A 24,834-nucleotide genomic window follows, 5' to 3' on the forward strand; every position below is an offset into this window, starting at 1 on the left:
TCACGTCTCCTTGTTGGCGGTTGCGGCGTCGAGGAAGGCGGGGCGTTCGCCCCCTCCGTGCAGGAGCAGGCTCGCCCCGCTGATGTAGCGGGCCGCGTCGGAGGCGAGGAAGACGGCTGCCGCGCCCACGTCGGCGGGGAGGGCGAGCCGGCCGAGCGGGACGGTGCGGGCGACGGCTTCGACGCCGTCCTCGCCGCCGTAGTGGAGGTGGGTCAGCTCGGTGCGCACCATGCCGACGACGAGGGTGTTCACGCGCACCCGGGGCGCCCATTCGACGGCCATGGAGCGGGCGAGGTTCTCCAGGCCGGCCTTGGCGGCGCCGTAGGCGGCCGAGCCGGGTGAGGGGCGGCTGCCGCTGACGCTGCCGATCATCACGATCGAGCCGTTCGCGTGCTCGAGGTGGTCGTATGCGGCGAGGGAGACGGTCAGTGGGGCGAGGAGGTTGAGTTCGATCACGCGCGCGTGCCGTGCGGCGTCGGTGTGCGCGAGGGGGCGGTAGGGGGCGCCGCCCGCGTTGTTGACGAGGATGTCGAGGCGGGGCAGGCCGGCGAAGAAGCGCTGTACGGCGTCGGCGTCCCGTACGTCGAGCGGCATGAACTCGGCTTTTGCGAGGGGGTGCTCCGGCGGCCTGCGGGCGCAGACCACGACCTGGGCGCCCGCGTGTGCGAGGGAGCGTGCGATGCCGGCGCCCACTCCGCGCGTGCCGCCGGTGACGACGGCGACCTTCCCGTCCAGCTCCATTCGCTGCTACCTTCCACCTAACAAACGTTTGGTGGAAAGGTAGCTGATGCTTCCATGGGTGTCTCCACCTCGTCCCCGGAAAAGGGGCCGGACCAGGGGATCGCGCTCGTCACGGTCGACTTCCCGCCGGTGAACGCGTTGCCGGTGAGCGGCTGGTTCGCCCTGGCCGACGCCGTGCGCGCGGCCGGCCGCGATCCCGGCACCCGGTGTGTGGTGCTGGCCGCCGAGGGGCGCGGGTTCAACGCGGGCGTGGACATCAAGGAGATCCAGGCGCAGGGGCCGGGCGCGCTCGTCGGCGCCAATCGCGGCTGCTTCGAGGCCTTCGCCGCGGTGTACGAGTGCGAGGTGCCCGTGGTGGCGGCGGTGCAGGGCTTCTGTCTGGGCGGCGGTGTCGGCCTGGTGGGGAACGCGGACGTGATCGTGGCGAGCGAGGACGCCGTGTTCGGCCTGCCGGAGCTCGACCGGGGCGCCCTGGGCGCGGCCACCCATCTGGCCCGGCTGGTCCCCCAGCACCTGCTGCGCGCCCTGTACTACACCTCGCGCACGGTCACGGCGGCCGAACTGCACGGGCACGGCTCGGTGTGGCGGGTGGTGCCGCCGGGCGGACTCCGCGCGGCGGCCCTGGAGCTGGCCGGCGAGATCGCCGCGAAGGACGGTGAGCTGCTGCGTCTGGCCAAGGCGGCCATCAACGGCATCGACCCGGTCGACGTGCGCCGCAGTTACCGCTTCGAGCAGGGCTTCACCTACGAGGCGAGCGTCGGCGGGGTGGCCGACCGGGTCCGTGACACCTTCGGAAGGAACGGTGACTGAGTGAGCGCCGACGCCGAGAGGCCCACCGGCACGAGCGGGACCGACAGCACCGGCAGGGCGGAAGGGCCCGGCACGGCCGACGGGACCCGCACGACCCACGGGACGGGCACGGCCGACAGGGCCGACAGGGCCGACAAGTTGTTGTCCGCGGACGAGGCGGTGTCCCGGCTGCGCAGTGGCATGACCCTCGGGATCGGCGGCTGGGGCTCCCGCCGTAAGCCGATGGCGCTGGTCAGGGCCCTGCTCCGATCGGAGGTCACCGATCTCACCGTCGTCTCGTACGGCGGCCCGGACGTCGGGATGCTCGCCGCGGCCGGCCGGATCCGCAAGCTGGTCACGGCCTTCGTCACCCTCGACTCGATCCCCCTCGAACCGCACTACCGCGCGGCCCGCGAGCGCGGGGCCTTCGAACTGACGGAGGTCGACGAGGCGATGTTCATGTGGGGTCTGCACGCGGCCGCGAACCGGCTGCCCTTCCTGCCCGTGCGGGCGGGGCTCGGTTCGGACGTGATGCGGGTCAACCCCGGTCTGCGGACGGTGACTTCGCCGTACGACGACCGGGAGACGTTCGTCGCCATGCCGGCCCTGCGGCTGGACGCGGCCCTGGTGCACGTCAACCGGGCCGACCGGCTGGGCAACGGGCAGTACCTGGGCCCGGATCCGTACTTCGACGACCTGTTCTGCGAGGCGGCGGACGCGGCGTACGTCAGCTGTGAACGGGTCGTCGACACCGCCGAGCTGACGAAGGCGGCGGCACCGCAGTCGCTGCTGGTCAAGCGGCACACGGTGACGGGGGTGATCGAGGCGCCGAACGGCGCGCACTTCACGTCCTGCGCCCCCGACTACGGCCGGGACGAGGCGTTCCAGAAGCGGTACGCGACGACGCCCTGGCCCGAGTTCGCGGCGCGGTTCCTCGCCGGGGACGAGCAGGGGTACCGCTCGGCCGTCGGGGAGGAGTCATGAGCGGGGACGTGAGCGGGGACGCCAGCGGCGGCGAGGGCGGAGGTGGGGCCGTGGGCGGGGCGACGCGCGCCGAGTACTGCGTGATCGCCTGCGCGGAGGCGTGGCGCGGCGCGGGCGAGATCCTGGCGAGCCCGATGGGCCTGATCCCCTCGGTCGGCGCCCGTCTCGCCCGGCACACCTTCGCGCCGGACCTGCTGCTGACCGACGGGGAGGCGCTGCTCGTCGGTCTCGACGGCACCGTCGAGGGCTGGCTGCCCTACCGCCAGCACCTGGCGCTGGTCACCGGGGGCCGACGGCACGTGATGATGGGCGCGAGCCAGATCGACCGGTACGGCAACCAGAACATCTCGTGCATCGGCGACTGGGCGAAGCCCACGCGGCAGTTGCTCGGGGTGCGCGGCGCGCCGGTCAACACGCTGAACAACCCGACGAGTTACTGGGTGCCTCGGCACTCCCGGCGGGTCTTCGTCGAGCGGGTCGACATGGTGTGCGGGGTCGGGTACGACCGTGCGGCCGGCGCGCGCCACCACCGCATCCCGCGGGTCGTCTCCGACCTCGGGGTGTTCGACTTCGCCACCCCCGACCGGTCGATGCGGCTGGCCTCGCTGCATCCCGGGGTGCGTGTCGAGCAGGTCAGGGAGGCGACGGGGTTCGACCTCGTGGTCCCGGACGAGGTGGCGCGCACCCGTGAGCCGACGGCGGGCGAACTGCGTCTGATCCGCGAGGTGATCGACCCAGGGAACACCCGGGCCCGGGAGGTCGCCGGCTGATGGAAACGCCGTTCACCCGGCTGGTCGGGGTCCGTCACCCGATCGTGCAGACCGGGATGGGATGGGTGGCGGGCCCGCGCCTGGTGTCGGCGGCCGCGGACGCGGGGGCGCTGGGCATCCTGGCCTCCGCGACCATGCCGGTCGACCGGCTGCGGGCGGCGGTGCGCGAGGTGCGGTCGCGGACGGCGGCGCCGTTCGGGGTCAATCTGCGGGCCGACGCGGCGGACTCCGGCGACCGGGTGCGGATCATCCTCGACGAGGGCGTGCGGGTCGCGTCCTTCGCGCTCGCGCCCTCCGCGGAGCTGATCGCCGAGCTCAAGGAGGGCGGGGTCGTCGTCATCCCGTCCATCGGGGCCCGCCGGCATGCCGAGAAGGTCGCCGCGTGGGGTGCGGACGCGGTGATCGTGCAGGGCGGGGAGGGCGGCGGACACACCGGGGACGTGGCGACGACGGTACTGCTGCCGCAGGTGGTGGACGCCGTGGACATCCCGGTCGTGGCGGCGGGCGGCTTCTTCGACGGGCGGGGGCTGGTGGCCGCGCTGGCGTACGGGGCGGCGGGGGTCGCGATGGGCACCCGGTTCCTGCTCACCTCGGACTCGCCGGTCCCGGACGCGGTGAAGGCGCGGTACCTGGCGGCGACGGTCCGGGACGTCACCGTCACCCGGGCGGTGGACGGCCTCCCGCACCGCATGCTGCGCACCGCGCTGGTCGACGCGCTGGAGGACGCCGGGCGGGCCGGGGCACTGGTGCGGGCGGTGCGGCACGCGGCCGGGTTCCGGAAGCTGTCCGGCCTCGGCTGGCGGGAGATGGTCCGCGACGGCCTGGCGCTGCGCCACGGCAAGGATCTCGCCTGGAGTCAGGTCCTGCTCGCCGCGAACACTCCGATGATGCTCAGGTCCGCGATGGTGGAGGGGCGCACGGACACGGGGGTGATGGCCGCGGGGCAGGTCGCCGGGGTGATCGACGACCTGCCGTCGTGCGCGGAGCTGGTGGCACGGATCATGCGGGAGGCCGAGGAGACACTCGCCTCCCTCGACCGGCTCGGGGCCGCTCGTTGACGGTCACCTTCGGGGCCGCGTCAACGGCCCGACGACCGTCACCTTCGGGCCGTCGTCACAACGGCCCGATGACCGTCACCGTCGGGGCCGTCGTCACAACGGTCCGATGACCGTCACCCGCGTGGCCGTCACAGCCGTTCGATGATCGTCACGTTGGCCTGGCCGCCGCCCTCGCACATGGTCTGCAGGCCGAACCGGCCGCCGGTGCGTTCCAGTTCGTGCAGGAGGGTGGTCATCAGCTTGGCGCCGCTCGCGCCGAGCGGGTGGCCCAGCGCGATCGCCCCGCCGTTGACGTTGACCCTCTCCGGGTCCGCGCCGGTCTCCTTCAGCCAGGCCAGGACGACGGGAGCGAACGCCTCGTTGATCTCGACGAGGTCGATGTCGTGGATCGACAGCCCGGTCTTCTTCAGGGCGTGCGCGGTGGCCGGGATCGGAGCCGTCAGCATGCGGATCGGGTCCTCGCCGCGGACGGAGAGATGGTGCACGCGCGCGCGTGGCGTCAGGCCGTGCTCGCGCACCGCCCGCTGCGAGGCCAGCAGCAGGGCCGCCGCGCCGTCGGAGACCTGCGAGGAACAGGCGGCGGTGACGGTCCCGCCGTCGATGACGGGCTTCAGGGCGGCCATCTTCTCCAGGGAGGTGTCCCGGCGCGGACCCTCGTCGGCGGTGACCGGCCCGTGGGAGACGGTCTCGCGGGTGAAGCGGCCCTCGTCGATCGCCCGCACCGCCCGCCGGTGCGAGCGCAGGGCGAACTCCTCCTGGTCCTGGCGGCTGATGCCCCACTTCGCGGCGATCATCTCGGCGCCGGCGAACTGGTTCACCGGCCGGTCCCCGTACCGCGCGCGCCAGCCCTCGCTGCCCGCGAAGGGGCCCTGGGTGAAGCCGAGGGGCTCGGCTGCCTGCCGGGTGGCGTAGGCGATCGGGATCTGCGACATGTTCTGCACGCCGCCCGCGACCACCAGGTCCTGGGTCCCGGACAGCACGCCCTGGGCGGCGAAGTGCACGGCCTGCTGCGAGGAGCCGCACTGCCGGTCCACGGTCACGCCCGGCACCTCCTCGGGCAGCCCGGCGGCCAGCCAGCAGGTCCGTGCGATGTCCCCGGCCTGCGGCCCGACGGTGTCCAGGCAGCCGAAGACGACGTCCTCGACGGCGGCCGGGTCGACCCCGGCCCGCGCGACGAGTTCCTTGAGCACATGCGCGCCCAGGTCGGCCGGATGGACCGTGCTCAGTCCTCCTCCGCGCCGCCCGACGGGCGTACGGACCGCTTCGACGATGTAGGCCTCGGCCATGACAACTCCCTCACAGGAAAGGGCTATTCACGTACGGCGATCCCATCCAGCACCATCGACAGGTACTGCCGGGCGATCTCCTCCGGGCTGTGCTGTCCGCCGGGCCGGTACCAGGACGCGGCGACCCACACGGTGTCGCGGACGAACCGGTAGGTGAGGCGGATGTCGAGGTCGGTGCGGAAGACCCGGTCCGTGACGCCCCGCTCCAGCGTGGACAGCCACGCCTTCTCGAACCGGCGCTGCGACTCGGCGAGGAACGCGAACCGTTCCTGCGCCACGAGCTGCTTGCTCTCCTTCTGGTAGATCGCGACGGCGGCGCGGTGCCGGTCGATCTCCCGGAAGGACTCGGTGACCAGGGCCGCGAGGGTCTCCCGGGGGCCGAGCCCGGCGCCCAGGACGGTGTCGTAGCCGTCCCAGAGCTCGTCGAGGAAGCTGCGCAGGATCTCCTCCAGCATCGATTCCTTGGAGTCGAAGTGGTAGTAGAGGCTGCCCGCGAGCATGCCCGCGTGGTCGGCGATCTTCCGGACGGTGGTGGCGTTGTAGCCCTGTTCGGCGAAGACCTCGGCGGCGGTGTCGAGGAGTTCACGGCGACGCGCGGGCGCCGCGGTCACCTGGGGCTTCTTCTTGGTCGGCACGAACACATTGTCGTCTGCTCCGGCCCTCAGGCGTGCTGGCCGCTGACGGAGACGACCTCGCCCGTCATGTACGAGGAGTAGTCCGACGCCAGGAACACGATCACGTTGGCCACCTCCCAGGGTTCGGCGTACCGCCCGAAGGCCTCCCGGGCGGTGAGCTCCGCCAGCAGTTCGGCGGAGGTCACCTTCACCAGGTGCGGGTGCATGGCGAGGCTCGGCGAGACGGCGTTGACCCGTACGCCGTACGCGGCCGCCTCGATCGCCGCGCAGCGGGTCAGCGCCATCACGCCCGCCTTCGCGGCGGCGTAGTGCGCCTGGCCGGCCTGGGCGCGCCAGCCGACGACGGAGGCGTTGTTGACGACGACTCCCCCGCCGGTCTCGCGCATCAGCCGCAGGGCGGCCCGGGTGCACCGGAAGGTTCCGTCGAGGGTGACGCCCAGGACGCGCGACCACTGCTCGTCGGTCATGTCGACGAGTTCGGAGGTCCCGCCGAGGCCGGCGTTGTTGACGACGACGTCCAGCCGTCCGTGTTCGCGCACGGCGGCGTCGAACAGGGCCCGCACCTGGCTCTCGTCGGTGACGTCGCACGGCTGGGCGGCCACCGACGCCACGCCGAACTCCGCGGCCAGTTCGGCCTGGCAGGCCTTGAGCCGCCGTGTGTGGGCGTCGCTGATCAGCACGCGCGCGCCCTCCTCCAGGAAGCGGCGCGCGGTGGCTCCGCCGATGCCCGCGCCGGCCGCCGCGGTGATCACGGCGCTGCGGCCGTCGAGCAGCGCGTGCCCGGGAACGTACGGCGGACCCTCGACGTTCTTCATGACGGCACGCTAACCTACCAAACACTTGTTAGGGAAGAACGCGCGCACGAGGAGGACGCCCGTGGACCTCGCACACTCCCCCGCGGACGAGGCGTTCCGCGCCGAGGCCAGGGCCTGGCTGCGCGCGCGGGTGCCGGCCGAGCCGCTGCCCTCCCTGGAGACCGCCGAGGGCTTCACGGCGCACCGCGCGTGGGAGGCCGAACTGGCCGCGGCCGGCTGGTCGGTGGTCGACTGGCCGACACGCTACGGCGGGCGGGACTGCGGGCTGATGCGCTGGCTGGTCTTCGAGGAGGAGTACTACGCGGCGGGCGCCCCGGGCCGGGTCAACCAGAACGGCGTGAGTCTCCTCGCCCCCACCCTGCTCGACCACGGCACCGAGGAACAGCGGACCCGGGTCCTGCCTCCGATGGCCACCGGCGAGGTCGTCTGGGCGCAGGCCTGGTCGGAGCCCGAGGCGGGCTCGGACCTGGCCGCGCTGCGCGCGAGGGCGGTCCGCGTGGCCGGCGGCTGGCGGCTGAGCGGCCAGAAGACCTGGTCGTCGCGCGCGGCCTTCGCCGACCGCGCCTTCGGCCTGTTCCGCACCGACCCCGGGGCCCCGAGACCGCATCAGGGGCTCACCTACGTCATGTTCGACCTGCGGGCCCCGGGAGTCACCGTCCGCCCCATCGGCCGCCTGGACGGCAAGCCGGCGTTCGCCGAACTGTTCCTGGACGAGGTGTTCGTGCCCGACGAGGACGTGATCGGGGAGCCGGGCCAGGGCTGGCGGATCGCGATGTCGACGGCGGCCAACGAACGCGGGCTCACCCTGCGCTCCCCCGGGCGCTTCCTCGCCGCGGCCGACCGCCTGCACGCCCTCTGGGCGGACCGGGGCAGCCCGGAGGCCGGCGCGGCCCGCGTCGCCGACGCGCTGATCGGCGCCCGCGCCTATCAGCTGTTCACCTACGCGGCCGCCTCCCGTTTCCTCGCCGGGGAGCGGCTCGGCCCCGAGTCGAGCCTGAACAAGGTCTTCTGGTCGCAGTACGACATCGCGCTGCACGAGACGGCGCTGGACCTGCTGGGCGCGCAGGACGCGGAAGGGGAGGCGGCCGACACCGACTGGTCGCAGGGTTACGTCTTCTCCCTGGCCGGCCCGATCTATGCGGGCACGAACGAGATCCAGCGCGACATCGTCGCCGAGCGGCTGCTCGGCCTGCCGAGGGGACGCCGCCGATGACTTCGCCCAGGCCGGCTCCGCCGGCGATGCGGTTCCTGCTGGACACCGAACAGCGGGCGTTCGCCGCTTCGCTGGACGCGATGCTGAGCGCGGCCGACACCCCCGCCGCGGTGCGCGAGTGGGGCCGGGGCGAGCGGGCGAGCGGCCTCGCGCTGTGGTCGCGGATCGCGGAGGCCGGCGTGTTCGCCCTGGCGGTGCCGGAGGCGTACGAGGGGCTGGGGCCCCGGCCGGTGGACCTGGCCGTCGCCTTCGTGCAGCTGGGGCGGCACGCGGTGCCGGGCCCGCTGGCGGAGACGGTCGCCGCGGCGGCCCTGCTGCACGACCCGGGCCCGGCCGAGCGGTTCCTCCCGGCCCTGGCCGCGGGCAAGTCGATGGCCACGCTGGCGCCCGAAGGCTCGTACGCCGTGGACGGTGACGCGGCGGCCCTACGGCTGGCGCTGGCCGCCGACGGTCTCCGGCTGGCCCCCGGGCACGGCCCGGTACGCCCCTCCCTCGACCCCGCCCGCCGCCTCACCCGCCTGCTGCCGGGCGGCGAACTCCTCACCGCGGACCCGCCCGTGGACCGTGCCCTGTGCTGGGCCCGTCTCGCCACCGCCGCACAGGCTCTCGGGGTGGGTCTGGCGCTGCTGGAGCGGACCGTGGCGTATGTGGGGCGGCGCGTGCAGTTCGGTGTCCCCGTCGGCTCGTTCCAGGCGGTCAAGCACCGGCTGGCGGACGCGAAGATCGCGTTGGAGTTCGCCCGCCCGCTGGTCCTGGGCGCCGCCGTGACGATGAGCCCGGCGGACGTCGCCGCCGCCAAGGTGAGCGCCTGCGAGGCGGCGTACGCGACCGCGCGCACCGCGCTCCAACTGCACGGCGCGATCGGCTACACGGCGGAGTACGACCTGTCGCTCTGGCTCACCAAGGCCCGCGCCCTGCGCACGGCCTGGGGCACTCCTGACGCCTGCCGGGCGGAGGTGCTGCGCGGCCGCACCTAGCCTCAGCCGGTCACCCTGGCGACGAACGCGGCGAGGTTCGCCACCGTCCGGCCGATCTTCTCCTCCAGGGTGATCGTCTCGGGCAGCCGGGCGCCGACGCCCGCGTCCCGCTTGCCCCGCACGTACAGCGAGCAGGCGAGGTCGCTGCAGATGTAGGCGCCCACCGAGTTGCCCTGCTGGCCGGCCCTGCCCGCCTTGGGCGCGACCATCAGCGAGACACCGCCGGAGTGGGTGGTGAGGCACATCGTGCACATGCTGCGGCGCGCCTGCCATGAACCCGAGGTGGAGGAGCGCAGCGCGAGGGCCTTCGGCCGGCCCTCCAGCTCGACGGCGAGGTAGGCCCGGTCGGGGGCCTGGGGGTCCCGCCAGCCGAGGTAGTCCAGGTCCTCCCAGGGCCGGTCGGCCAGGTCGCGGGGGACGGCCAGGCGCTTGGCCTCGCCCTTGGTGCAGTTGACGAACGCGGCACGGATCTCTTGCTCGGTGAGCGGCTTCATATAACGCAGGCTAATTTGCCTAAACCTTTTAGGCAAACGCATAATGGCTATCGGCGGAGGGGTACGGGGCGAGACGCAGGAGGACGGGCATGGGGCGTGTGGGGCTGAGCACGGATCGTCTGGTCCGGGCGGGTGCGGAGCTGGCCGACGAGGTCGGCTTCGACCAGGTGACCGTCTCGGCGCTCGCCCGGCGCTTCGACGTCAAGGTCGCGAGCCTGTACTCGCACGTGAAGAACTCCGACGACCTCAGCACCCGGATCGCCCTGCTCGCCCTGGAGGAGCTCGCCGACCGGGGCGACCTCGCGCTGGCCGGGCGGGCCGGCAAGGACGCCCTGACCGCCCTGGCCGACGTCTACCGCGACTACGCCCGCGAACACCCCGGCCGCTACGCCGCGGCCCAGCTGCGCCTCGACCCCGAGACGGCGGCCGCGAGCGCCGGACCGCGGCACGCCCGCATGACCCGGGCGATCCTGCGCGGCTACGACCTCACCGAGCCGGACCAGACCCATGCCGTCCGGCTCCTGGGCAGCGTCTTCCACGGCTATGTCAGCCTGGAGCTCGGCGGCGGATTCAGCCACAGCGCCCCCGACACCCAGGAGACCTGGACCCGGATCCTGGACGCCCTGGACACCCTGCTGCGCAACTGGCCGCCCAAGAACTGACCGGACCCGCAGGCGGGCAGGCAGGCGGGCAGGCGGGCAGGCGGGCAGGCGGGCAGGCGGGCAGGCGGGCAGGCGGGCAGGCGGGCAGGCGGGCCGAGCCTGTATCAGTGTCCGGACCCGCCGGTCAGTTCGCGACGCTCCTCCGGCGTCGGCTTCGGGACCTGGCTGTCCGCCCCGAACATGGCACGCGCGAGCCGCGCCCGTACCCGCTGGGACACCCTGACCGGCCGCCGCACACCGTTGTGGTCGACGAGCGGGCCGATCTCGTACGGCGGGTGCTGCTCGTGCTGGGTGAGGGTGAACAGCCGGGCCTGGTCCAGGGGTTCGTGGACCTCCACGTACTCGCCGTGCGGAAGACGCCTGATGGTCCCCGTCTCGCGGCCGTGCAGCACCTTGTCCCGGTCCCGGAGCTGGAGGCCCAGACAGATCCGCTTGGTGACCATGAAGGCGACGACCGGCGCGACGAACACGGCGAAGCGTACGAACCAGGTGATCGCGTTGATGGACAGATGCAGATGCGTGGCCACGATGTCGTTGCCGCCGCCGATCAGCAGCACCACGTACAGGGTCAGCCAGGCCACCCCGAGGCCGGTTCGCACGGGCGCGTTGCGCGGCCGGTCGAGGATGTGGTGCTCGCGCCTGTCACCGGTGACCCACGCCTCGACGAACGGGTAGATCCCGATGGCGAGCAGGATCAGCGGGAACAGCGTGAAGGGGATGAGGACGCCGGGCACCAGGGTGTGGCCCCAGGCGTTGATCTCCCATCCCGGCATCACCCGGATCAGCCCCTCGGAGAAGCCGAGGTACCAGTCCGGCTGGGCGCCCGTCGTCACCAGGTCAGGGCGGTAGGGGCCGAACGCCCACACCGGGTTGATGCTCGCGATGCCGCCCATCACCGTCAGCACGCCGAAGACCAGGAAGAAGAACCCGCCCGCCTTCGCCATGTAGACGGGCATGAACGGCATGCCGACGACCGACCTCTGGTCGCGTCCCGGCCCGGGGTACTGCGTGTGCTTGTGGAAGAACACCAGGATGAGATGGGCGACGACGAGCCCCAGCATGATCCCGGGCAGCAGCAGCACATGGATCGGGAAGAACCGGGAGATGATGTCGTGCCCCGGGAACTCCCCGCCGAAGAGGAAGAACGACACGTACGTCCCGACGATCGGGACGGAGAGGATCGCGCCGTCGGCGAACCGGACGCCGGTGCCGGAGAGCAGGTCGTCGGGGAGCGAGTAGCCGGTCAGTCCGGTGAGGATGCCGAGGAACAACAGCGTCCAGCCGAACAGCCAGTTGACCTCGCGCGGCTTGCGGAACGCGCCGGTGAAGAACACCCGCATCATGTGGACGAGCATGCCGGTGACGAAGACCAGGGCCGCCCAGTGGTGGATCTGCCGGATCAGCAGCCCGCCGCGCACGTCGAAGCTGATGTCGAGCGTCGACTCGTACGCCTTCGTCATCGTGACGCCGTTGAGCGGGACGTAACTGCCGTCGTAGACGACCTCGGCGCTGCTCGGCTCGAAGAACAGCGTGAGGTAGACGCCGGTGAGGAGGAGGACCAGGAAGCTGTAGAGACAGATCTCGCCCAGCATGAAGGACCAGTGGTCCGGGAACACCTTGCGCAGGTTCGTCCTCGCCAGCGCGTACAGCCCCAGCCGCTCGTCGGCCCAGTCGGCGAGCCGCTCACCCCCGCCGGACTCGCCGGGCCTCGAAGTCCCTTCGCCCGCGGCCCCGTTCACCGATCGCGCGTCGTCACCCATACGTCGCCTCCCGCCGGATGAACCCCAGAGTGGCACGGCGGTCCGGCTGAGCCAACGGTGCGGACAGCCCGGGCCGGCGGCACGCGGAGGCCCTGCGGACGGACCGCCCGTGACCGCGGGGAGGGCCGAGCGGCCGGCGTGGGGCCACGGGCGTCGCGTCAGGGGGCGAGGCCGACCACCGCCGTGGGGCCGTGCGCGTGCAGAGTCGTGTCCTCCCCGCTCAGCAGGAGGGCGTCGTGACGGGCGAGCCGCACCCCGCCGACGTCGGCGGACCCGCTTTCACCGAGGGCGACGATCAGGGCGTGCGCCGCCCGCAGGCCGAGCCGGCCGCGGACGACCGCGACGGCCGGGGCCGGGGTGCCCCTGCGCCACATCACGTTGAGGTTGACGACGGGCCCGTCCAGCAGCCGGCAGTCGGTGGGCTCGTCACCGGGGAGGTCCTGGGGGACGTACCTTGCGTCGACGAGCCGCCGCCGCCCGCCCACGGTCAGGTCCATGCCCGCGCCCTCGACCAGCGTCAGGGTCCGCTCCACGTCGGGGAACACGGAGAACGGGCCGTCCGCGGCGACCTCGGCGAGGCTGACCCGCCAGATGAAGTCGGCCATGCCCGCGCCCGCCGGGAAGCAGGCGATCCCACGGGTCACCCCGCCGCCGTTCTTCCACGCCGTGGCCGCACGCCCGGCGGCGGGCAGCAGGACGGTCACCGGATGATGTCCTGCGCCCTGGCCGCCCTCAGCCATGCCGGGAACTCCCCGACCAGCCGGTCGTACAGCTCCGCGTCCGACACCTTGCGCGGATCCGAACCGGCGTGGAAGAAACCGGCGTTGTCGACCGCCCGCTTCGCCGGTACGGGCAGTTCGTCGAGCTTGCGCAGGAAGTCGAACTGTTTGCTGCCCCGGTCTCCGAAGCCGATGAACTGCCAGAACAGAGGCAGCTTCGACGCCTTGCACAGGTAGCGTTCGGCGGCGAGCTTGTTGATCGGGCCACCGTCGGTCTGGAAGACGACGAGCGCGGGGGCCTTCGACCCGCTGTCGAGGTAGTGGTCGATGACGGCGTCCATGGCGAGGTGGTAACTGGTCTTGCCCATGTGCCCGAGCCCGGCCACGATCCGGTCCACCCGCCCCTGATGGTCGGCGAGGGCGATGTCGGTGACCGCGTCGACGTCGGTGGAGAAGAAGACGGCGGGCACCCGGCCGTCGTCGTCGAGGTGCGCGGACAGGCCCAACACCCGGTCGGCGAGCGCCTGCACACTGCCGTCCTGGTAGTACGGCTTCATCGACCCCGAGTAGTCGACGACGAGGTAGACGGCGGCCCGCTGGCCGTCGAGACCGTGCTTGGTGAGGGAAACCCCGGCGCTCTTGTAGAGGTTGACCAGCGCGGGTGCGGTCTCCTGGACCTTGGTGAGACTGATCGCGACCATGGCGCACAGCCTCCCACACCCACCGGCCTTCGCCCTTTTGTTCGTTCGTCGGCTAATCAGGATGGAATGGCAAGGAACACGACATTCCCGCTCTAGGGTGTGCGGCATGAAACGTGCCGCCGCCCTGGTCTGCGTCGCCGTAGCGTCGACGGTGTATCTGTTCACTCCCACCCAGCCCGCACGGCTGACCGCCGAGGCCCGCGCGACCTCACCGGGCCTCGCCGCCCCGACCCAGAAGGAACTGGCCCAGAAGATCGTGGCCAGCGCCGAGAACGGGACCCTGGACTGGCGCAGCGCGTACGGCTATGTCGAGGACATCGGTGACGGACAGGGCTACACGGCGGGACTGATCGGCTTCTGCACCGGCACCCACGATCTGCTCACCCTCGTCGAGCGCTACACGCGCGACCACCCGGGCAACGCCCTCGCCCGTTATCTCCCCGCCCTGCGCCGGGTCGACGGCACCGCCTCGCACGCCGGACTGGACCCCGGCTTCCCGGCCGCCTGGCGGGAGGAGTCGAGGGTGCCCGCCTTCCGGGCCGCCCAGGACGTCGAGCGCGACCGTGTCTACTTCGCCCCGGCGGTCCGCCGGGGCCGGGTCGACGGCCTGGGCGCGCTGGGCCAGTTCATCTACTACGACGCCCTGGTCTTCCACGGCCCCGGCGCGGGCCCGACCAGCTTCGACGGCATTCGTGCGCGCGCGATGCGGGAGGCCCGCACGCCGGCGCAGGGCGGCAAGGAGACCGTCTACCTCGACGCCTTCCTGGACGCCCGCCGGCGGGCCATGCTGACCCGGCACCCCGGCATCGACACCTCGCGCGTGGACACCACCCAGCGCCGCTTCCTGCACGAGGGCAACCTCGGCCTGCGCCCGCCGCTGCGGTGGCAGGTGTACGGGGAGACGTACGAGGTGTCGTAGCGCGGCCGGAACGCCGAGGGGCCTGCCGGCAGGCGGACCTGCGGGCATGCGGAGGTGCGGACATGCGGCGGCGCCTGCCCGGTCGTCCGGTCGGGGACTGTGGGGCAGGCGCCGTCTGTGTTCCGTACGCCTTTGTACGGGACGTCATGGGTGGGCCGGTGGGCCCTGCGGGGCCGTCAGACCAGCAGCGAGCGGTCGGTCGGGCGGATCGGGGCCGGCAGCTCGCTCGTGCCGGTCAGGAACCGGTCGACGCCGCGGGCGGCCGAGCGGCCCTCCGCGATCGCCCACACGATGAGCGACTGGCCGCGGCCGGCGTCGCCGGCGACGTACACGCCCGGGACGTTGGTCCGGAAGTCGGCGTCGCGGGCGATGTTGCCGCGCTCGTCGAGCTCCAGACCGAACTGCTCCACCACGCCGTTCTCACGGTCGGTGCCGGTGAAGCCCATGGCGAGGGTGACCAGCTGGGCGGGGATCTTGCGCTCCGTGCCCGGCTTCGGGGTCAGCCTGCCGTCGATGAACTCGACCTCCGTGAGGTGCAGCCACTGGACGTTGCCGTCCTCGTCGCCCTCGAAGTGGGTGGTGGAGACGGAGTAGACCCGCTCGCCGCCCTCCTCGTGCGCGCTCGTGACCTTGTAGAGCATCGGGAAGGTCGGCCACGGCTGGGAGACCGCGTCCCGCTCCTCGCCCGGACGGGGCATGATCTCCAGCTGGGTGACCGAGGCCGCGCCCTGACGGTGGGCGGTGCCCACGCAGTCGGCACCGGTGTCGCCACCGCCGATGACCACGACGTGCTTGCCCTCGGCCGAGATCGGGGGCGCCACGAAGTCGCCCTCCTGGACCTTGTTGGCCAGCGGCAGGTACTCCATCGCCTGGTAGACGCCCTTGAGCTCACGGCCGGGGACCGGAAGGTCACGGGCGGTCGTGGCGCCGGCGGCGATGACGATGGCGTCGTAGCGCTTCTTCAGGTCGGTCGCCTTGAGGTCGCGGCCGATCTCGATCCCGGTACGGAAGCGGGTGCCCTCCGCGCGCATCTGCTCGATACGGCGGTTGATGTGCCGCTTCTCCATCTTGAACTCGGGGATGCCGTACCGGAGGAGGCCTCCGATGCGGTCCGCGCGCTCGTAGACGGCGACGGTGTGGCCGGCCCGGGTGAGCTGCTGGGCGGCGGCCAGGCCCGCCGGGCCCGAGCCGATGACCGCGACGGTCTTGCCGGACAGGCGCTCGGGCGCCTGCGGGGCGACGTCACCGGTCTCCCACGCCTTGTCGATGATCGAGACCTCGACGTTCTTGATGGTGACGGCCGGCTGGTTGATGCCCAGCACACACGCCGACTCGCACGGAGCGGGGCACAGACGGCCCGTGAACTCCGGGAAGTTGTTCGTGGCGTGCAGCCGCTCGGAGGCCGCCGTCCAGTCCTCGCGGTAGGCGAAGTCGTTCCACTCGGGGATCAGGTTCCCCAGCGGACAGCCGTTGTGGCAGAACGGGATGCCGCAGTCCATGCACCGGCCGGCCTGCTTGCCGATGATCGGCAGCAGCGAACCGGGGACGTAGACCTCGTTCCAGTCCTTCAGACGCACGTCGACGGGACGGGACTTGGCGACCTCACGGCCGTGGTTCAGGAAGCCCTTCGGGTCAGCCATTGGTCGCCGCCTCCATCATCTTCTCGGTGATCTCGGACTCGGAGAGTCCCGCCTGCTCGGCGGCGTCCTTGGCGGCGAGCACTGCCTTGTACGTGCTGGGGATGATCTTGCTGAAGCGCTCCGCGGCGGTGTCCCAGTCGACGAGCAGCTTCGCCGCGACCGTCGAAGCGGTCTCCTCGGCGTGCCGGCGCACGACGTCGTGCAGCCACTGCTTGTCGGTCTCGTCCAGTGCCTCGACGGCGCCGAGGTTGCCGGCGTTGACGTTGTCGCGGTTCAGGTCGATCACGTAGGCGATACCGCCCGACATACCGGCCGCGAAGTTGCGGCCCGTCTCGCCGAGGACCACCGCGTGACCGCCGGTCATGTACTCGCAGCCGTGGTCGCCCACGCCCTCGGAGACGACCGTCGCGCCGGAGTTGCGGACGCAGAACCGCTCACCGGTACGGCCCCGCAGGAACAGCTCGCCGCCGGTCGCGCCGTAGGCGATGGTGTTGCCCGCGATCGTCGAGTACTCGGCGAGGTGGTCGGCGCCCCGGTCCGGGCGGACGACGACGCGGCCGCCCGAGAGACCCTTGCCGACGTAGTCGTTGGCGTCGCCCTCCAGGCGCAGCGTGACACCGCGCGGGAGGAAGGCGCCGAAGGACTGGCCGGCGGAACCGGTGAAGGTGATGTCGATGGTGTCCTCGGGCAGGCCCGCGCCACCGAACTTCTTCGTCACCTCGTGGCCGAGCATGGTGCCGACCGTGCGGTTGATGTTGCGGATGGCGACCTGGGCGCGCACCGGCTGGGCGTCGGTCGCGGAGTCCGCGGCCAGGGCGTCGGCGGCGAGCTTGATCAGCTCGTTGTCGAGCGCCTTCTCCAGGCCGTGGTCCTGCGTGATGACCTGGTGCAGCGCCGCGCCCTCGGGCAGGGCGGGCACGTGGAACAGCGGGGCCAGGTTCAGACCCTGCGCCTTCCAGTGGTCGACGGCGCGCTCCACGTCGAGGACCTCGGCGTGGCCGACGGCCTCCTCGATGGTGCGGAAGCCCAGCTCGGCGAGGATCTCGCGGACCTCCTCGGCGATGAACTTGAAGAAGTTCACCACGTACTCCGCCTTGCCGGCGAAGCGGTCACGGAGCACCGGGTTCTGGGTGGCGATGCCGACCGGGCAGGTGTCCAGGTGGCAGACGCGCATCATGACGCAGCCGGAGACGACGAGCGGCGCGGTCGCGAAACCGAACTCCTCGGCGCCGAGCAGCGCGGCGATGATCACGTCGCGGCCGGTCTTCAGCTGGCCGTCGGTCTGCACGACGATGCGGTCGCGCAGGCCGTTGAGCAGCAGCGTCTGCTGGGTCTCGGCGAGGCCGAGCTCCCAGGGGCCGCCCGCGTGCTTGAGCGAGGTGAGCGGGGAGGCGCCGGTGCCGCCGTCGTGACCGGAGATGAGCACGACGTCCGCGTGCGCCTTGGACACACCGGCCGCGACCGTGCCGACGCCGACCTCGGAGACCAGCTTCACGTGAATCCGCGCCTGCGGGTTCGCGTTCTTCAGGTCGTGGATCAGCTGGGCCAGGTCCTCGATCGAGTAGATGTCGTGGTGCGGCGGCGGGGAGATCAGACCGACACCGGGGGTGCTGTGCCGGGTCTTGGCGACCCACGGGTAGACCTTGTGGCCGGGCAGCTGGCCGCCCTCGCCGGGCTTGGCGCCCTGGGCCATCTTGATCTGGATGTCGTCGGCATTGACCAGGTACTCGGAGGTGACGCCGAAGCGGCCGGAGGCGACCTGCTTGATCGCCGAGCGGCGTGCCGGGTCGTACAGCCGGTCCGCGTCCTCGCCGCCCTCACCGGTGTTGGACTTGCCGCCCAGCTGGTTCATGGCGATGGCGAGGGTCTCGTGCGCCTCCTTGGAGATGGAGCCGTACGACATGGCGCCGGTGGAGAAGCGCTTGACGATCTCGTCGACCGACTCGACCTCGTCGAGGGAGATCGGCTGCCGGTCCGACTTGAAGCCGAAGAGGCCGCGCAGCGTCATGAGGCGCTCGGACTGCTCGTTCACGCGGTCCGTGTACTTCTTGAAGATGTCGTAGCGGGCCGTGCGCGTCGAGTGCTGGAGGCGGAAGACCGTCTCCGGGTCGAACAGGTGGGGCTCGCCCTCGCGGCGCCACTGGTACTCGCCGCCTATCTCCAGGGCGCGGTGGGCCGGCGCGATGCCGCTGGCCGGGTAGGCCTTGGCGTGGCGGGCGGCGACCTCCTTGGCGATGACGTCGATGCCGACGCCGCCGATCTTGGTGGCGGTGCCGCTGAAGTACTTGGTGACGAAGGCGTCTTCGAGACCGACGGCCTCGAAGACCTGGGCGCCGCGGTAGGAGGCGACGGTCGAGATGCCCATCTTGGACATGACCTTCAGGACGCCCTTGCCCAGCGCGTAGATCAGGTTGCGGATCGCCTGCTCGGGCTCCATGCCGTCCAGGAAGGTGCCCGCGCGCAGCAGGTCCTCGACGGATTCCATCGCCAGGTACGGGTTGACGGCGGCGGCGCCGAAGCCGATCAGCAGCGCGACGTGGTGGACCTCGCGGACGTCACCGGCCTCGACCAGCAGGCCCACCTCGGTGCGCTGCTTGGTGCGGATGAGGTGGTGGTGGACGGCCGCGGTGAGCAGCAGCGACGGGATCGGGGCGTGCTCGGCGTCCGAGTGGCGGTCCGACAGGACGATGAGGCGGGCGCCGTTGTCGATGGCCGCGTCGGCCTCGGCGCAGATCTCCTCGATGCGGGCGGCCAGCGCGTCACCGCCGCCGTGCACCCGGTACAGACCGGAGAGCGTCGCGGCCTTGAAGCCGGGCATGTCGCCGTCGGCGTTGATGTGGATGAGCTTGGCCAGCTCGTCGTTGTCGATGACCGGGAACGGCAGGGTGACCGTGCGGCACGACGCGGCGCTCGGCTCGAGCAGGTTGCCCTGCGGGCCGAGGGAGGAGCGCAGCGAGGTCACGAGCTCTTCGCGGATCGCGTCCAGCGGCGGGTTGGTGACCTGCGCGAACAGCTGGGTGAAGTAGTCGAAGAGCAGCCGCGGGCGCGCGGAGAGCGCGGCGATCGGCGAGTCCGTGCCCATGGAACCGAGCGGTTCGCCGGCGGTCTTGGCCATCGGCGCGAGGATGACGCGCAGCTCTTCCTCGGTGTAGCCGAAGGTCTGCTGGCGGCGGGTGACCGAGGCGTGGGTGTGCACGATGTGCTCGCGCTCGGGCAGGTCGACCAGCTCGATCTCGCCGGCCTCCAGCCACTCGGCGTAGGGCTTCTCGGCGGCGAGCTGGGCCTTGATCTCGTCGTCCTCGATGATGCGGTGCTCGGCGGTGTCGACGAGGAACATCCGGCCGGGCTGGAGGCGGCCCTTGCGGACGACCTTGGCCGGGTCGATGTCGAGGACGCCGACCTCGGAGCCGAGGACGACGAGGCCGTCGTCGGTGACCCAGTAGCGGCCGGGGCGCAGACCGTTGCGGTCGAGCACGGCGCCGACCTGGGTGCCGTCGGTGAAGGTGACGCAGGCCGGGCCGTCCCAGGGCTCCATCATCGTGGAGTGGAACTCGTAGAAGGCGCGGCGGGCCGGGTCCATGGAGTCGTGGTTCTCCCACGCCTCCGGGATCATCATCAGCACGGAGTGCGGGAGCGAGCGGCCACCGAGGTGGAGCAGCTCGAGCACCTCGTCGAAGGACGCCGAGTCGGAGGCGTCCGGCGTACACACCGGGAAGATCCGCTCGATGGACTTGCCGTCGGAGCCGAACAAGTCCGAGACCAGCTGCGACTCGCGGGCGGTCATCCAGTTGCGGTTGCCCTTGACGGTGTTGATCTCACCGTTGTGCGCGACGAAGCGGTACGGGTGCGCGAGCGGCCACGACGGGAAGGTGTTCGTCGAGAAGCGCGAGTGGACGAGCGACACGGCCGAGGCGAAGCGGCGGTCGGACAGGTCCGGGAAGAAGGGCTCGAGCTGGCCGGTGGTCAGCATGCCCTTGTAGACGATGGTCCGCGCGGACAGCGACGGGAAGTAGACGCCGGCCTCGCGCTCGGCGCGCTTGCGCAGGACGAACGCCTTGCGGTCGAGCTCGATGCCCGTGCTCACGCCGTCCGTGACGAAGATCTGGCGGAAGGCCGGCATCGTCGAACGGGCGGTGGCGCCGAGCAGCCCGGGGGCGACCGGGACCTCGCGCCAGCCGAGGACGGTGAGGCCCTCGTCGGCGGCGATCGTCTCGATCCGTGAGACGACCTCGTCGAGGCCGTCCTCGGGGAGGAAGGCGATACCGACGGCGTAGCCGCCGGCCTCGGGGAGCTCAAGTCCGGCCACCTCGCGGAAGAAGGCGTCCGGGACCTGGGTCAGGATGCCCGCACCGTCGCCGGAGTCCGGCTCGGAGCCGGTGGCGCCGCGGTGTTCGAGGTTGCGCAGAACGGTGAGCGCCTGCTCGACCAGCGTGTGGCTCGCCTCGCCGGTGAGGTTGGCCACGAAGCCGACGCCACAGGCGTCGTGCTCGTTGCGGGGGTCGTACATACCCTGCGCAGCAGGGCGAGCATCCATGAAAGACCAGTTCTGGCCATTCGCGGAATGCTGGGACGGCTGGCGCGGCGTACGCATCGGCTCTCCCGTCGTCGTCTCAAGTGGCATATCTGCTGGCGAAGGGACGACGTTGGCCCTCTGCGATAACGCAAAATTTCGTGCAGGTTACATGATGGAGCGGTTCTCGGGAACCGGATACTCCGTTCCAGCATGCGGACGCCACGGCGTCGCGACAGGGGTACCGCGCACGTGGCTGAAAGTATGTGGGGACCGAACGGGACGAGATCGATCAGATCGGTGTCCGCCGGTCCGGCAGGCGAGGAGAGCGGCGTCGTTCACCTCGCGAGTACGCCGAAGGCGTCATTGCCCACAGCGCTTACGGCTCATGCCCGCTGGTTAAGCACTCGAAACCAGTCAGTAACGGCTACTTATGCGGCCCATCGCATAAGTACCATCCGCACTATCCTACGGCCGTTCCGAACCAGCTGCCCAGGGCGTACGTCACACCGGCCGCCGCACCACCGAGGGCGAGCTGCCGCAGTCCGCTGTACCACCAGGTGCGCGCGGTCACCCGGGCCACCACGGCCCCGCAGCCGAACAGCCCGAACAACGCGAGCAGCAGGGCCGGCCAGAGCGAGGCCGCGCCCAGGAGATAAGGAAGTACGGGCAGCAGGGCGCCCAGCGCGAACGCGCCGAAGCTCGACACGGCGGCGATCAGCGGCGAGGGCAGATCCGAGGGGTCGATACCCAGCTCCTCGCGGGCGTGTATCTCCAGGGCCTGCTCGGGATCGCGCGACAGCTGCTGGGCGACCTGCCGGGCCAGCTCGGGCTCGACGCCCCGGGCCTCGTAGAGCGCGGCGAGTTCGGCCTCCTCGTCCGCGGGGTGCTTCCTCAGCTCCCGGCGCTCGACCTCGAGTTCGGCCTCGACGAGCTCGCGCTGCGAGGCGACGGAGGTGTACTCACCGGCCGCCATGGAGAAGGCGCCCGCGGCGAGCCCGGCGAGTCCGGTGATGACGACGGTCTGGTGGCTCACCGAACCGCCCACGACACCGGTCATCAGGGCGAGGTTGGAGACCAGGCCGTCCATCGCGCCGAAGACGGCGGGCCGCAACCAGCCACCGTTGACGTCCCGGTGGGTGTGGTTGTCACGGTGCGCCTCGTGCAGTGCGGCTTCGGTTTCGATGATGGCCACGCGATCCCCCAGGGTGTTCGGAGCGCCCCAGGCAAGCTGAGGCAAAGCTAAGTCTGGACTGATTCCACTATTCGACAACACACAAGATATGCCGGAAGATTCCCACCCGCCAGGAAGGAAAGGCTCCGCTAACCTGCGGTTTTACCTTCGAATGCTCATACGATCGACAGCCTGCACAGATGTCGACCGGGTGACATGGGGGCCTCCGAGGCTGAGGTCAACCGCCGACGGTGGGACACATCCGCAAAAGGGCGCCGCGCCCCGTGCGGAGCCCCTGAGGAGAGGTCGCGTATGGCATCGACCGCCTGCATCCCCTCGGTCCCGGCGCCGGGGGACGCCGCCGCACTGCGTGAACGGGCCCGCGGGGCTCTGCTCGGCCTGGCCGTGGGAGACGCCCTGGGAGCCCCCGCGGAGAACATGAAGCCCTCCGATATCCGCGCCCGCTGGGGCCGGATCACGGGATACATCGCCGACCGGCCGGCCGGCACCGACGACACCGAGTACGCGATCTTCTCGGGCCTGCTGCTGGCCCGCCACGGCTCCGCGCTCACCCCCGCCCACGTCGAGGCGGCCTGGCACCACTGGATCGCCGACCTGGACGAGGGCCCCTTCCGCGGCGCCGGCTTCAGCGAACGCGGCACCCTGGAGAACCTCCGCCGGGGCCTGGCGGCGCCGATCTCGGCGCAGCACCGGCACGCCTGGAGCGACGGTCTGGCGATGCGCGCGGCCCCCTTCGGCGTCTTCGCCGCCGGCCGCCCGGCGGAAGCGGCCCGCCTGGTCGCGATCGACGGCGCGGTGAGCCACGACGGCGAGGGCATCTACGGCGGTCAGGCGGTCGCGGCGGGAGTGGCGGCGGCGATGGCGGGAGCGCCGGCGATCTCGGTGGTCGCCTCGGCCCTCGCCGTGGTCCCCGAGGACTCCTGGACGGCGCGTTCGCTGCGCCGGGCGGTGGCGGTGGCCCACCGGGGCGAACGGGCGGTCCGCTCCGCCGTCGTCATCGGCGGCTACCCCTGGACCGACCTCGCCCCCGAGGCCGTCGCCCTCGCCTTCGGCGCCTACGCGGCCGCCGACGGCGACTTCCGCGAAGCCGTCCTGACGGCGGTGAACATGGGGCGCGACGCGGACACGACGGCCGCGGTGGCGGGCGCCCTGGCCGGCGCGACGCAGGGCGTGTCGGCGATCCCGGCGGAGTGGGCGGCGGCGATCGGCCCGGCTCGGGGCAGCTGCCTGCCGTCCATGGCGGGCCACCACGTGCTGGACGTGGCCGAGTTGCTGGTGCCGGGCGAGGGCGGCAAGTGGGGCGAGGGGATGGTCGTGGAGGACCTCGTGCCCAGCCTGATGGGCCTCGCCCGGTTCCCCCTGCCGGACCCGACCGCCTTCCCCCTGACGGCGCACGACGAGGCGGAGGTACGGCTGTGAGGCCACCGGGCCCCTGGCAGGAGGACACGTCCACGGGAACCCCACCCCCGGACCCCACCGACCCCACCGACCTCACCGACCTCACCGACCTCACCGACCCCACCGCACCCACCGCACCGGTGCCGTCCACGGTGTCGGCAGCGTCAGCAGCACCGGCACCGGCCACCGCGACACCAACCCGGACACTGACAGGGACAGGGACAGGGACAGGGACAGGGACAGGGACAGCGGCAACGGCACTCGCGGGGACAGTGGAAGTGGCAGTGGCGGTCGCGGGGACAGTGGCCGCGACAGGACCAGCGGTAGCCGACGGCGGGAACGCCCCACAGCGGTCCCCCGCACCCGGCATCGCAAGCCGCACGGGGCATCCGGGTGGGAAGAACCGGGCCGAGGGCGCAGCCGAGGCGTCCCGCAGCGTCGAGCCCCCGCAGGGAACCCGCGTCGAAGGCCTCCTGCTCGGCCTCGCCGCGGGCGACGCCGCCGGCTGGCCGGCCGCCCGCCACCGAGCGGCCCGCATGCCGGAGTGGACCCGCCGTCTCACCCGCGAACTCGACACCTTCGCCGAACACAACGCCACGACCACCCTCCCCGTCCCCATCGCCCTCAACCAGCCCCCCGAACCCCTCCGCCTCGGCCCCTCCGACGACGCCGAGTGGGCGGCCTTCGCGGCCGAGGCGGTCCTGCGGGCCGGCGACGACGCCGCCCTCGGCGACCTCAGCCGGGAACGCCGGATGCGCGCCGCCATCGACCTCACCTGGAACGCCATCGCCTGCGAGGTCGCGGCGGCCGCCGACCGCGCGCCCGAGATCGAGTCCGCGGTCCTCCCGCTGCGCGCCCGGATCTCCGTCCGCGCGGGCCTCGGCAACCTCGCCGCCGGCCTGCGGCCCCCCGCCACCGGCCACGACAACCCGCACTACTTCGACGACGCGGCCTGCGTGCGCGCCTGCGTGCTGGCCGTGGCCCACCCCGGCGACCCCCGACTCGCCGCCGAACTGGCCGAGTTCGACGCCCGCTACACCCAGGACGGCGACGGCGTGCACGGTGCGCGCGCGATGGCGGCGGCCCTGGCGCTGGCCCTCGTCGGCGCGGACCCCGACGCCTGCGTGGCCGCGGCGCTCGCCGAACTCCCCGAGCACACCGAGATCGGCCGCAACGCCCGTCACGCCCTCGAACTGGCCCGTGGTGCCGACAGCGCCTTCGCGCTCATCCCCCTCCTGGAGCACCAGATCGTCGACCACGTCTACAGCTACGGCATCGCGGCGGCGGAGACGGTCCCGGTGGCCCTGGCCCTGGCGGCGGCGTCCGGCGGCCGTATCGGCGAAGCGGTACCGGCGGCGGCCTGTCTCTCCCGGGTCGCCGACTCGGCCCCGGCCCTGGCGGGCGCGCTGACCGGCGCGTTGGGCGGCGGCGCCGCGATCCCCGCCTCCTGGCGGGACAGCTGCCGCGTCCTCTCCGGCTGCGTCCTGCCCCGGCTCACCGGCACCGACCTGGTGGAACTCGCCGAACTCCTGGAAGCCACACAACCGGCCCCTCCAGGAGGATGATTC

The 24,834-nt window shown here is 72.1% G+C and carries 21 protein-coding genes; 10 read left to right on the forward strand and 11 right to left on the reverse strand.

What is annotated here, in order from left to right; genetic code table 11:
* Positions 1-741: an SDR family oxidoreductase gene (locus ASD48_RS01390; RefSeq protein ID WP_057599483.1), complete on the reverse strand. Its 741-nt coding sequence runs from the start codon at positions 739-741 to the stop codon at positions 1-3.
* A gap of 54 nt (positions 742-795) precedes the next feature.
* On the opposite strand from ASD48_RS01390, the gene ASD48_RS01395 reads away from it, so the two are divergent.
* From ASD48_RS01395 to ASD48_RS01410, 4 genes are all read left to right on the forward strand, one after another.
* Positions 796-1,551: an enoyl-CoA hydratase family protein gene (locus tag ASD48_RS01395; RefSeq protein WP_057599484.1), complete on the forward strand. Its 756-nt coding sequence runs from the start codon at positions 796-798 to the stop codon at positions 1,549-1,551.
* A gap of 138 nt (positions 1,552-1,689) precedes the next feature.
* Positions 1,690-2,514 (forward strand): CoA-transferase, encoded by an 825-nt coding sequence (locus tag ASD48_RS01400; protein WP_282438181.1) that lies wholly within the window; start codon positions 1,690-1,692, stop codon positions 2,512-2,514.
* Positions 2,511-3,284 (forward strand): CoA-transferase, encoded by a 774-nt coding sequence (locus ASD48_RS01405; protein ID WP_242432482.1) that lies wholly within the window; start codon positions 2,511-2,513, stop codon positions 3,282-3,284. The genes ASD48_RS01400 and ASD48_RS01405 overlap by 4 nt, the downstream gene beginning before the upstream one ends.
* Complete coding sequence (locus tag ASD48_RS01410; protein ID WP_057599485.1) at positions 3,284-4,342, forward strand: nitronate monooxygenase; 1,059 nt, start codon at positions 3,284-3,286, stop codon at positions 4,340-4,342. The genes ASD48_RS01405 and ASD48_RS01410 overlap by 1 nt, the downstream gene beginning before the upstream one ends.
* Positions 4,343-4,470: 128 nt before the next feature.
* On the opposite strand, the gene ASD48_RS01415 is transcribed toward ASD48_RS01410, so the two are convergent.
* The 3 genes from ASD48_RS01415 to ASD48_RS01425 are packed head-to-tail and all read right to left on the reverse strand — an operon-like array spanning position 4,471 to position 7,078.
* Complete coding sequence (locus tag ASD48_RS01415) at positions 4,471-5,628, reverse strand: acetyl-CoA C-acetyltransferase (RefSeq protein WP_057599486.1); 1,158 nt, start codon at positions 5,626-5,628, stop codon at positions 4,471-4,473.
* A 23-nt stretch (positions 5,629-5,651) separates the two neighbouring features.
* Entirely contained in the window at positions 5,652-6,263 is a 612-nt protein-coding gene (locus tag ASD48_RS01420; protein WP_057600946.1) for a TetR/AcrR family transcriptional regulator, read from the reverse strand.
* Between the two features lie 26 nt (positions 6,264-6,289).
* Entirely contained in the window at positions 6,290-7,078 is a 789-nt protein-coding gene (locus ASD48_RS01425) for an SDR family oxidoreductase (protein WP_057599487.1), read from the reverse strand.
* Between the two features lie 61 nt (positions 7,079-7,139).
* Between ASD48_RS01425 and ASD48_RS01430 the strand changes: the two genes are divergently transcribed.
* Together ASD48_RS01430 and ASD48_RS01435 are read left to right on the forward strand one after the other, a co-directional pair.
* On the forward strand, positions 7,140-8,291 hold the full coding sequence (locus ASD48_RS01430) for an acyl-CoA dehydrogenase family protein (RefSeq protein WP_057599488.1): 1,152 nt from the start codon (positions 7,140-7,142) through the stop codon (positions 8,289-8,291).
* A 26-nt stretch (positions 8,292-8,317) separates the two neighbouring features.
* Entirely contained in the window at positions 8,318-9,268 is a 951-nt protein-coding gene (locus ASD48_RS01435) for an acyl-CoA dehydrogenase family protein (RefSeq protein ID WP_057599489.1), read from the forward strand.
* Between the two features lie 2 nt (positions 9,269-9,270).
* On the opposite strand, the gene ASD48_RS01440 is transcribed toward ASD48_RS01435, so the two are convergent.
* Positions 9,271-9,762, reverse strand: coding sequence for an FBP domain-containing protein (locus ASD48_RS01440; protein WP_057599490.1), 492 nt, complete (start codon positions 9,760-9,762; stop codon positions 9,271-9,273).
* Between the two features lie 89 nt (positions 9,763-9,851).
* Here ASD48_RS01440 and ASD48_RS01445 point away from each other — a divergent pair, with 89 nt between their 5' ends.
* Positions 9,852-10,424 (forward strand): TetR/AcrR family transcriptional regulator, encoded by a 573-nt coding sequence (locus ASD48_RS01445; protein WP_057599491.1) that lies wholly within the window; start codon positions 9,852-9,854, stop codon positions 10,422-10,424.
* A gap of 104 nt (positions 10,425-10,528) precedes the next feature.
* Here the strand turns inward: ASD48_RS01445 and ASD48_RS01450 are convergent, their stop codons facing one another.
* The 3 genes from ASD48_RS01450 to ASD48_RS01460 form a co-directional block, all read right to left on the reverse strand.
* Positions 10,529-12,184 carry a cytochrome bc complex cytochrome b subunit gene (locus ASD48_RS01450; protein WP_057599492.1) on the reverse strand — a complete coding sequence of 552 codons (1,656 nt, stop codon included), beginning with the start codon at positions 12,182-12,184 and terminating at the stop codon, positions 10,529-10,531.
* Positions 12,185-12,342: 158 nt separating this feature from the next.
* The gene (locus ASD48_RS01455; protein WP_057599493.1) at positions 12,343-12,924 is read right to left on the reverse strand and encodes a HutD family protein; all 582 of its coding nucleotides are present in this window, start codon (positions 12,922-12,924) and stop codon (positions 12,343-12,345) included.
* Entirely contained in the window at positions 12,885-13,604 is a 720-nt protein-coding gene (locus ASD48_RS01460; protein ID WP_057599494.1) for a VWA domain-containing protein, read from the reverse strand. Before ASD48_RS01460 ends, ASD48_RS01455 begins: the two co-directional genes overlap by 40 nt.
* Before the next feature lie 106 nt (positions 13,605-13,710).
* Here ASD48_RS01460 and ASD48_RS01465 point away from each other — a divergent pair, with 106 nt between their 5' ends.
* Positions 13,711-14,523, forward strand: a complete 813-nt coding sequence (locus tag ASD48_RS01465) for a chitosanase (RefSeq protein WP_057599495.1) — start codon at positions 13,711-13,713, stop codon at positions 14,521-14,523.
* 176 nt (positions 14,524-14,699) lie between these two features.
* Here ASD48_RS01465 and ASD48_RS01470 read toward each other — a convergent pair whose 3' ends face one another.
* From ASD48_RS01470 to ASD48_RS01480, 3 genes are all read right to left on the reverse strand, one after another.
* On the reverse strand, positions 14,700-16,163 hold the full coding sequence (locus ASD48_RS01470) for a glutamate synthase subunit beta (RefSeq protein WP_057599496.1): 1,464 nt from the start codon (positions 16,161-16,163) through the stop codon (positions 14,700-14,702).
* Positions 16,156-20,754 carry a glutamate synthase large subunit gene (gene gltB / locus ASD48_RS01475; RefSeq protein WP_079073562.1) on the reverse strand — a complete coding sequence of 1,533 codons (4,599 nt, stop codon included), beginning with the start codon at positions 20,752-20,754 and terminating at the stop codon, positions 16,156-16,158. Before gltB ends, ASD48_RS01470 begins: the two co-directional genes overlap by 8 nt.
* 382 nt (positions 20,755-21,136) lie before the next feature.
* Positions 21,137-21,868 (reverse strand): VIT1/CCC1 transporter family protein, encoded by a 732-nt coding sequence (locus tag ASD48_RS01480; RefSeq protein ID WP_057599498.1) that lies wholly within the window; start codon positions 21,866-21,868, stop codon positions 21,137-21,139.
* Positions 21,869-22,159: 291 nt separating this feature from the next.
* Here ASD48_RS01480 and ASD48_RS01485 point away from each other — a divergent pair, with 291 nt between their 5' ends.
* Both ASD48_RS01485 and ASD48_RS01490 read left to right on the forward strand, forming a co-directional pair.
* Positions 22,160-23,287 carry an ADP-ribosylglycohydrolase family protein gene (locus ASD48_RS01485; RefSeq protein ID WP_057599499.1) on the forward strand — a complete coding sequence of 376 codons (1,128 nt, stop codon included), beginning with the start codon at positions 22,160-22,162 and terminating at the stop codon, positions 23,285-23,287.
* Between the two features lie 263 nt (positions 23,288-23,550).
* The gene (locus ASD48_RS01490; protein WP_057599500.1) at positions 23,551-24,831 is read left to right on the forward strand and encodes an ADP-ribosylglycohydrolase family protein; all 1,281 of its coding nucleotides are present in this window, start codon (positions 23,551-23,553) and stop codon (positions 24,829-24,831) included.
* The last annotated feature ends 3 nt before the right edge of the window (positions 24,832-24,834 follow it).

The organism is Streptomyces sp. Root1310 (assembly GCF_001426425.1).
GTDB lineage: Bacteria > Actinomycetota > Actinomycetes > Streptomycetales > Streptomycetaceae > Streptomyces.

Excerpts from the sequence above, each read along its gene's own strand:
- ASD48_RS01470 (WP_057599496.1), bottom strand. The coding sequence starts at position 16,163 with ATGGCTGACCCGAAGGGCTTCCTGAACCACGGCCGTGAGGTCGCCAAG.
- ASD48_RS01390 (WP_057599483.1), bottom strand. The coding sequence starts at position 741 with ATGGAGCTGGACGGGAAGGTCGCCGTCGTCACCGGCGGCACGCGCGGA.
- ASD48_RS01405 (WP_242432482.1), top strand. The coding sequence starts at position 2,511 with ATGAGCGGGGACGTGAGCGGGGACGCCAGCGGCGGCGAGGGCGGAGGT.
- ASD48_RS01460 (WP_057599494.1), bottom strand. The coding sequence starts at position 13,604 with ATGGTCGCGATCAGTCTCACCAAGGTCCAGGAGACCGCACCCGCGCTG.
- ASD48_RS01395 (WP_057599484.1), top strand. The coding sequence starts at position 796 with ATGGGTGTCTCCACCTCGTCCCCGGAAAAGGGGCCGGACCAGGGGATC.
- ASD48_RS01440 (WP_057599490.1), bottom strand. The coding sequence starts at position 9,762 with ATGAAGCCGCTCACCGAGCAAGAGATCCGTGCCGCGTTCGTCAACTGC.
- ASD48_RS01415 (WP_057599486.1), bottom strand. The coding sequence starts at position 5,628 with ATGGCCGAGGCCTACATCGTCGAAGCGGTCCGTACGCCCGTCGGGCGG.
- ASD48_RS01450 (WP_057599492.1), bottom strand. The coding sequence starts at position 12,184 with ATGGGTGACGACGCGCGATCGGTGAACGGGGCCGCGGGCGAAGGGACT.
- ASD48_RS01410 (WP_057599485.1), top strand. The coding sequence starts at position 3,284 with ATGGAAACGCCGTTCACCCGGCTGGTCGGGGTCCGTCACCCGATCGTG.
- ASD48_RS01455 (WP_057599493.1), bottom strand. The coding sequence starts at position 12,924 with ATGGCTGAGGGCGGCCAGGGCGCAGGACATCATCCGGTGACCGTCCTG.
- ASD48_RS01425 (WP_057599487.1), bottom strand. The coding sequence starts at position 7,078 with ATGAAGAACGTCGAGGGTCCGCCGTACGTTCCCGGGCACGCGCTGCTC.
- ASD48_RS01435 (WP_057599489.1), top strand. The coding sequence starts at position 8,318 with ATGCGGTTCCTGCTGGACACCGAACAGCGGGCGTTCGCCGCTTCGCTG.
- ASD48_RS01465 (WP_057599495.1), top strand. The coding sequence starts at position 13,711 with ATGAAACGTGCCGCCGCCCTGGTCTGCGTCGCCGTAGCGTCGACGGTG.
- gltB (WP_079073562.1), bottom strand. The coding sequence starts at position 20,754 with ATGCGTACGCCGCGCCAGCCGTCCCAGCATTCCGCGAATGGCCAGAAC.
- ASD48_RS01445 (WP_057599491.1), top strand. The coding sequence starts at position 9,852 with ATGGGGCGTGTGGGGCTGAGCACGGATCGTCTGGTCCGGGCGGGTGCG.
- ASD48_RS01485 (WP_057599499.1), top strand. The coding sequence starts at position 22,160 with ATGGCATCGACCGCCTGCATCCCCTCGGTCCCGGCGCCGGGGGACGCC.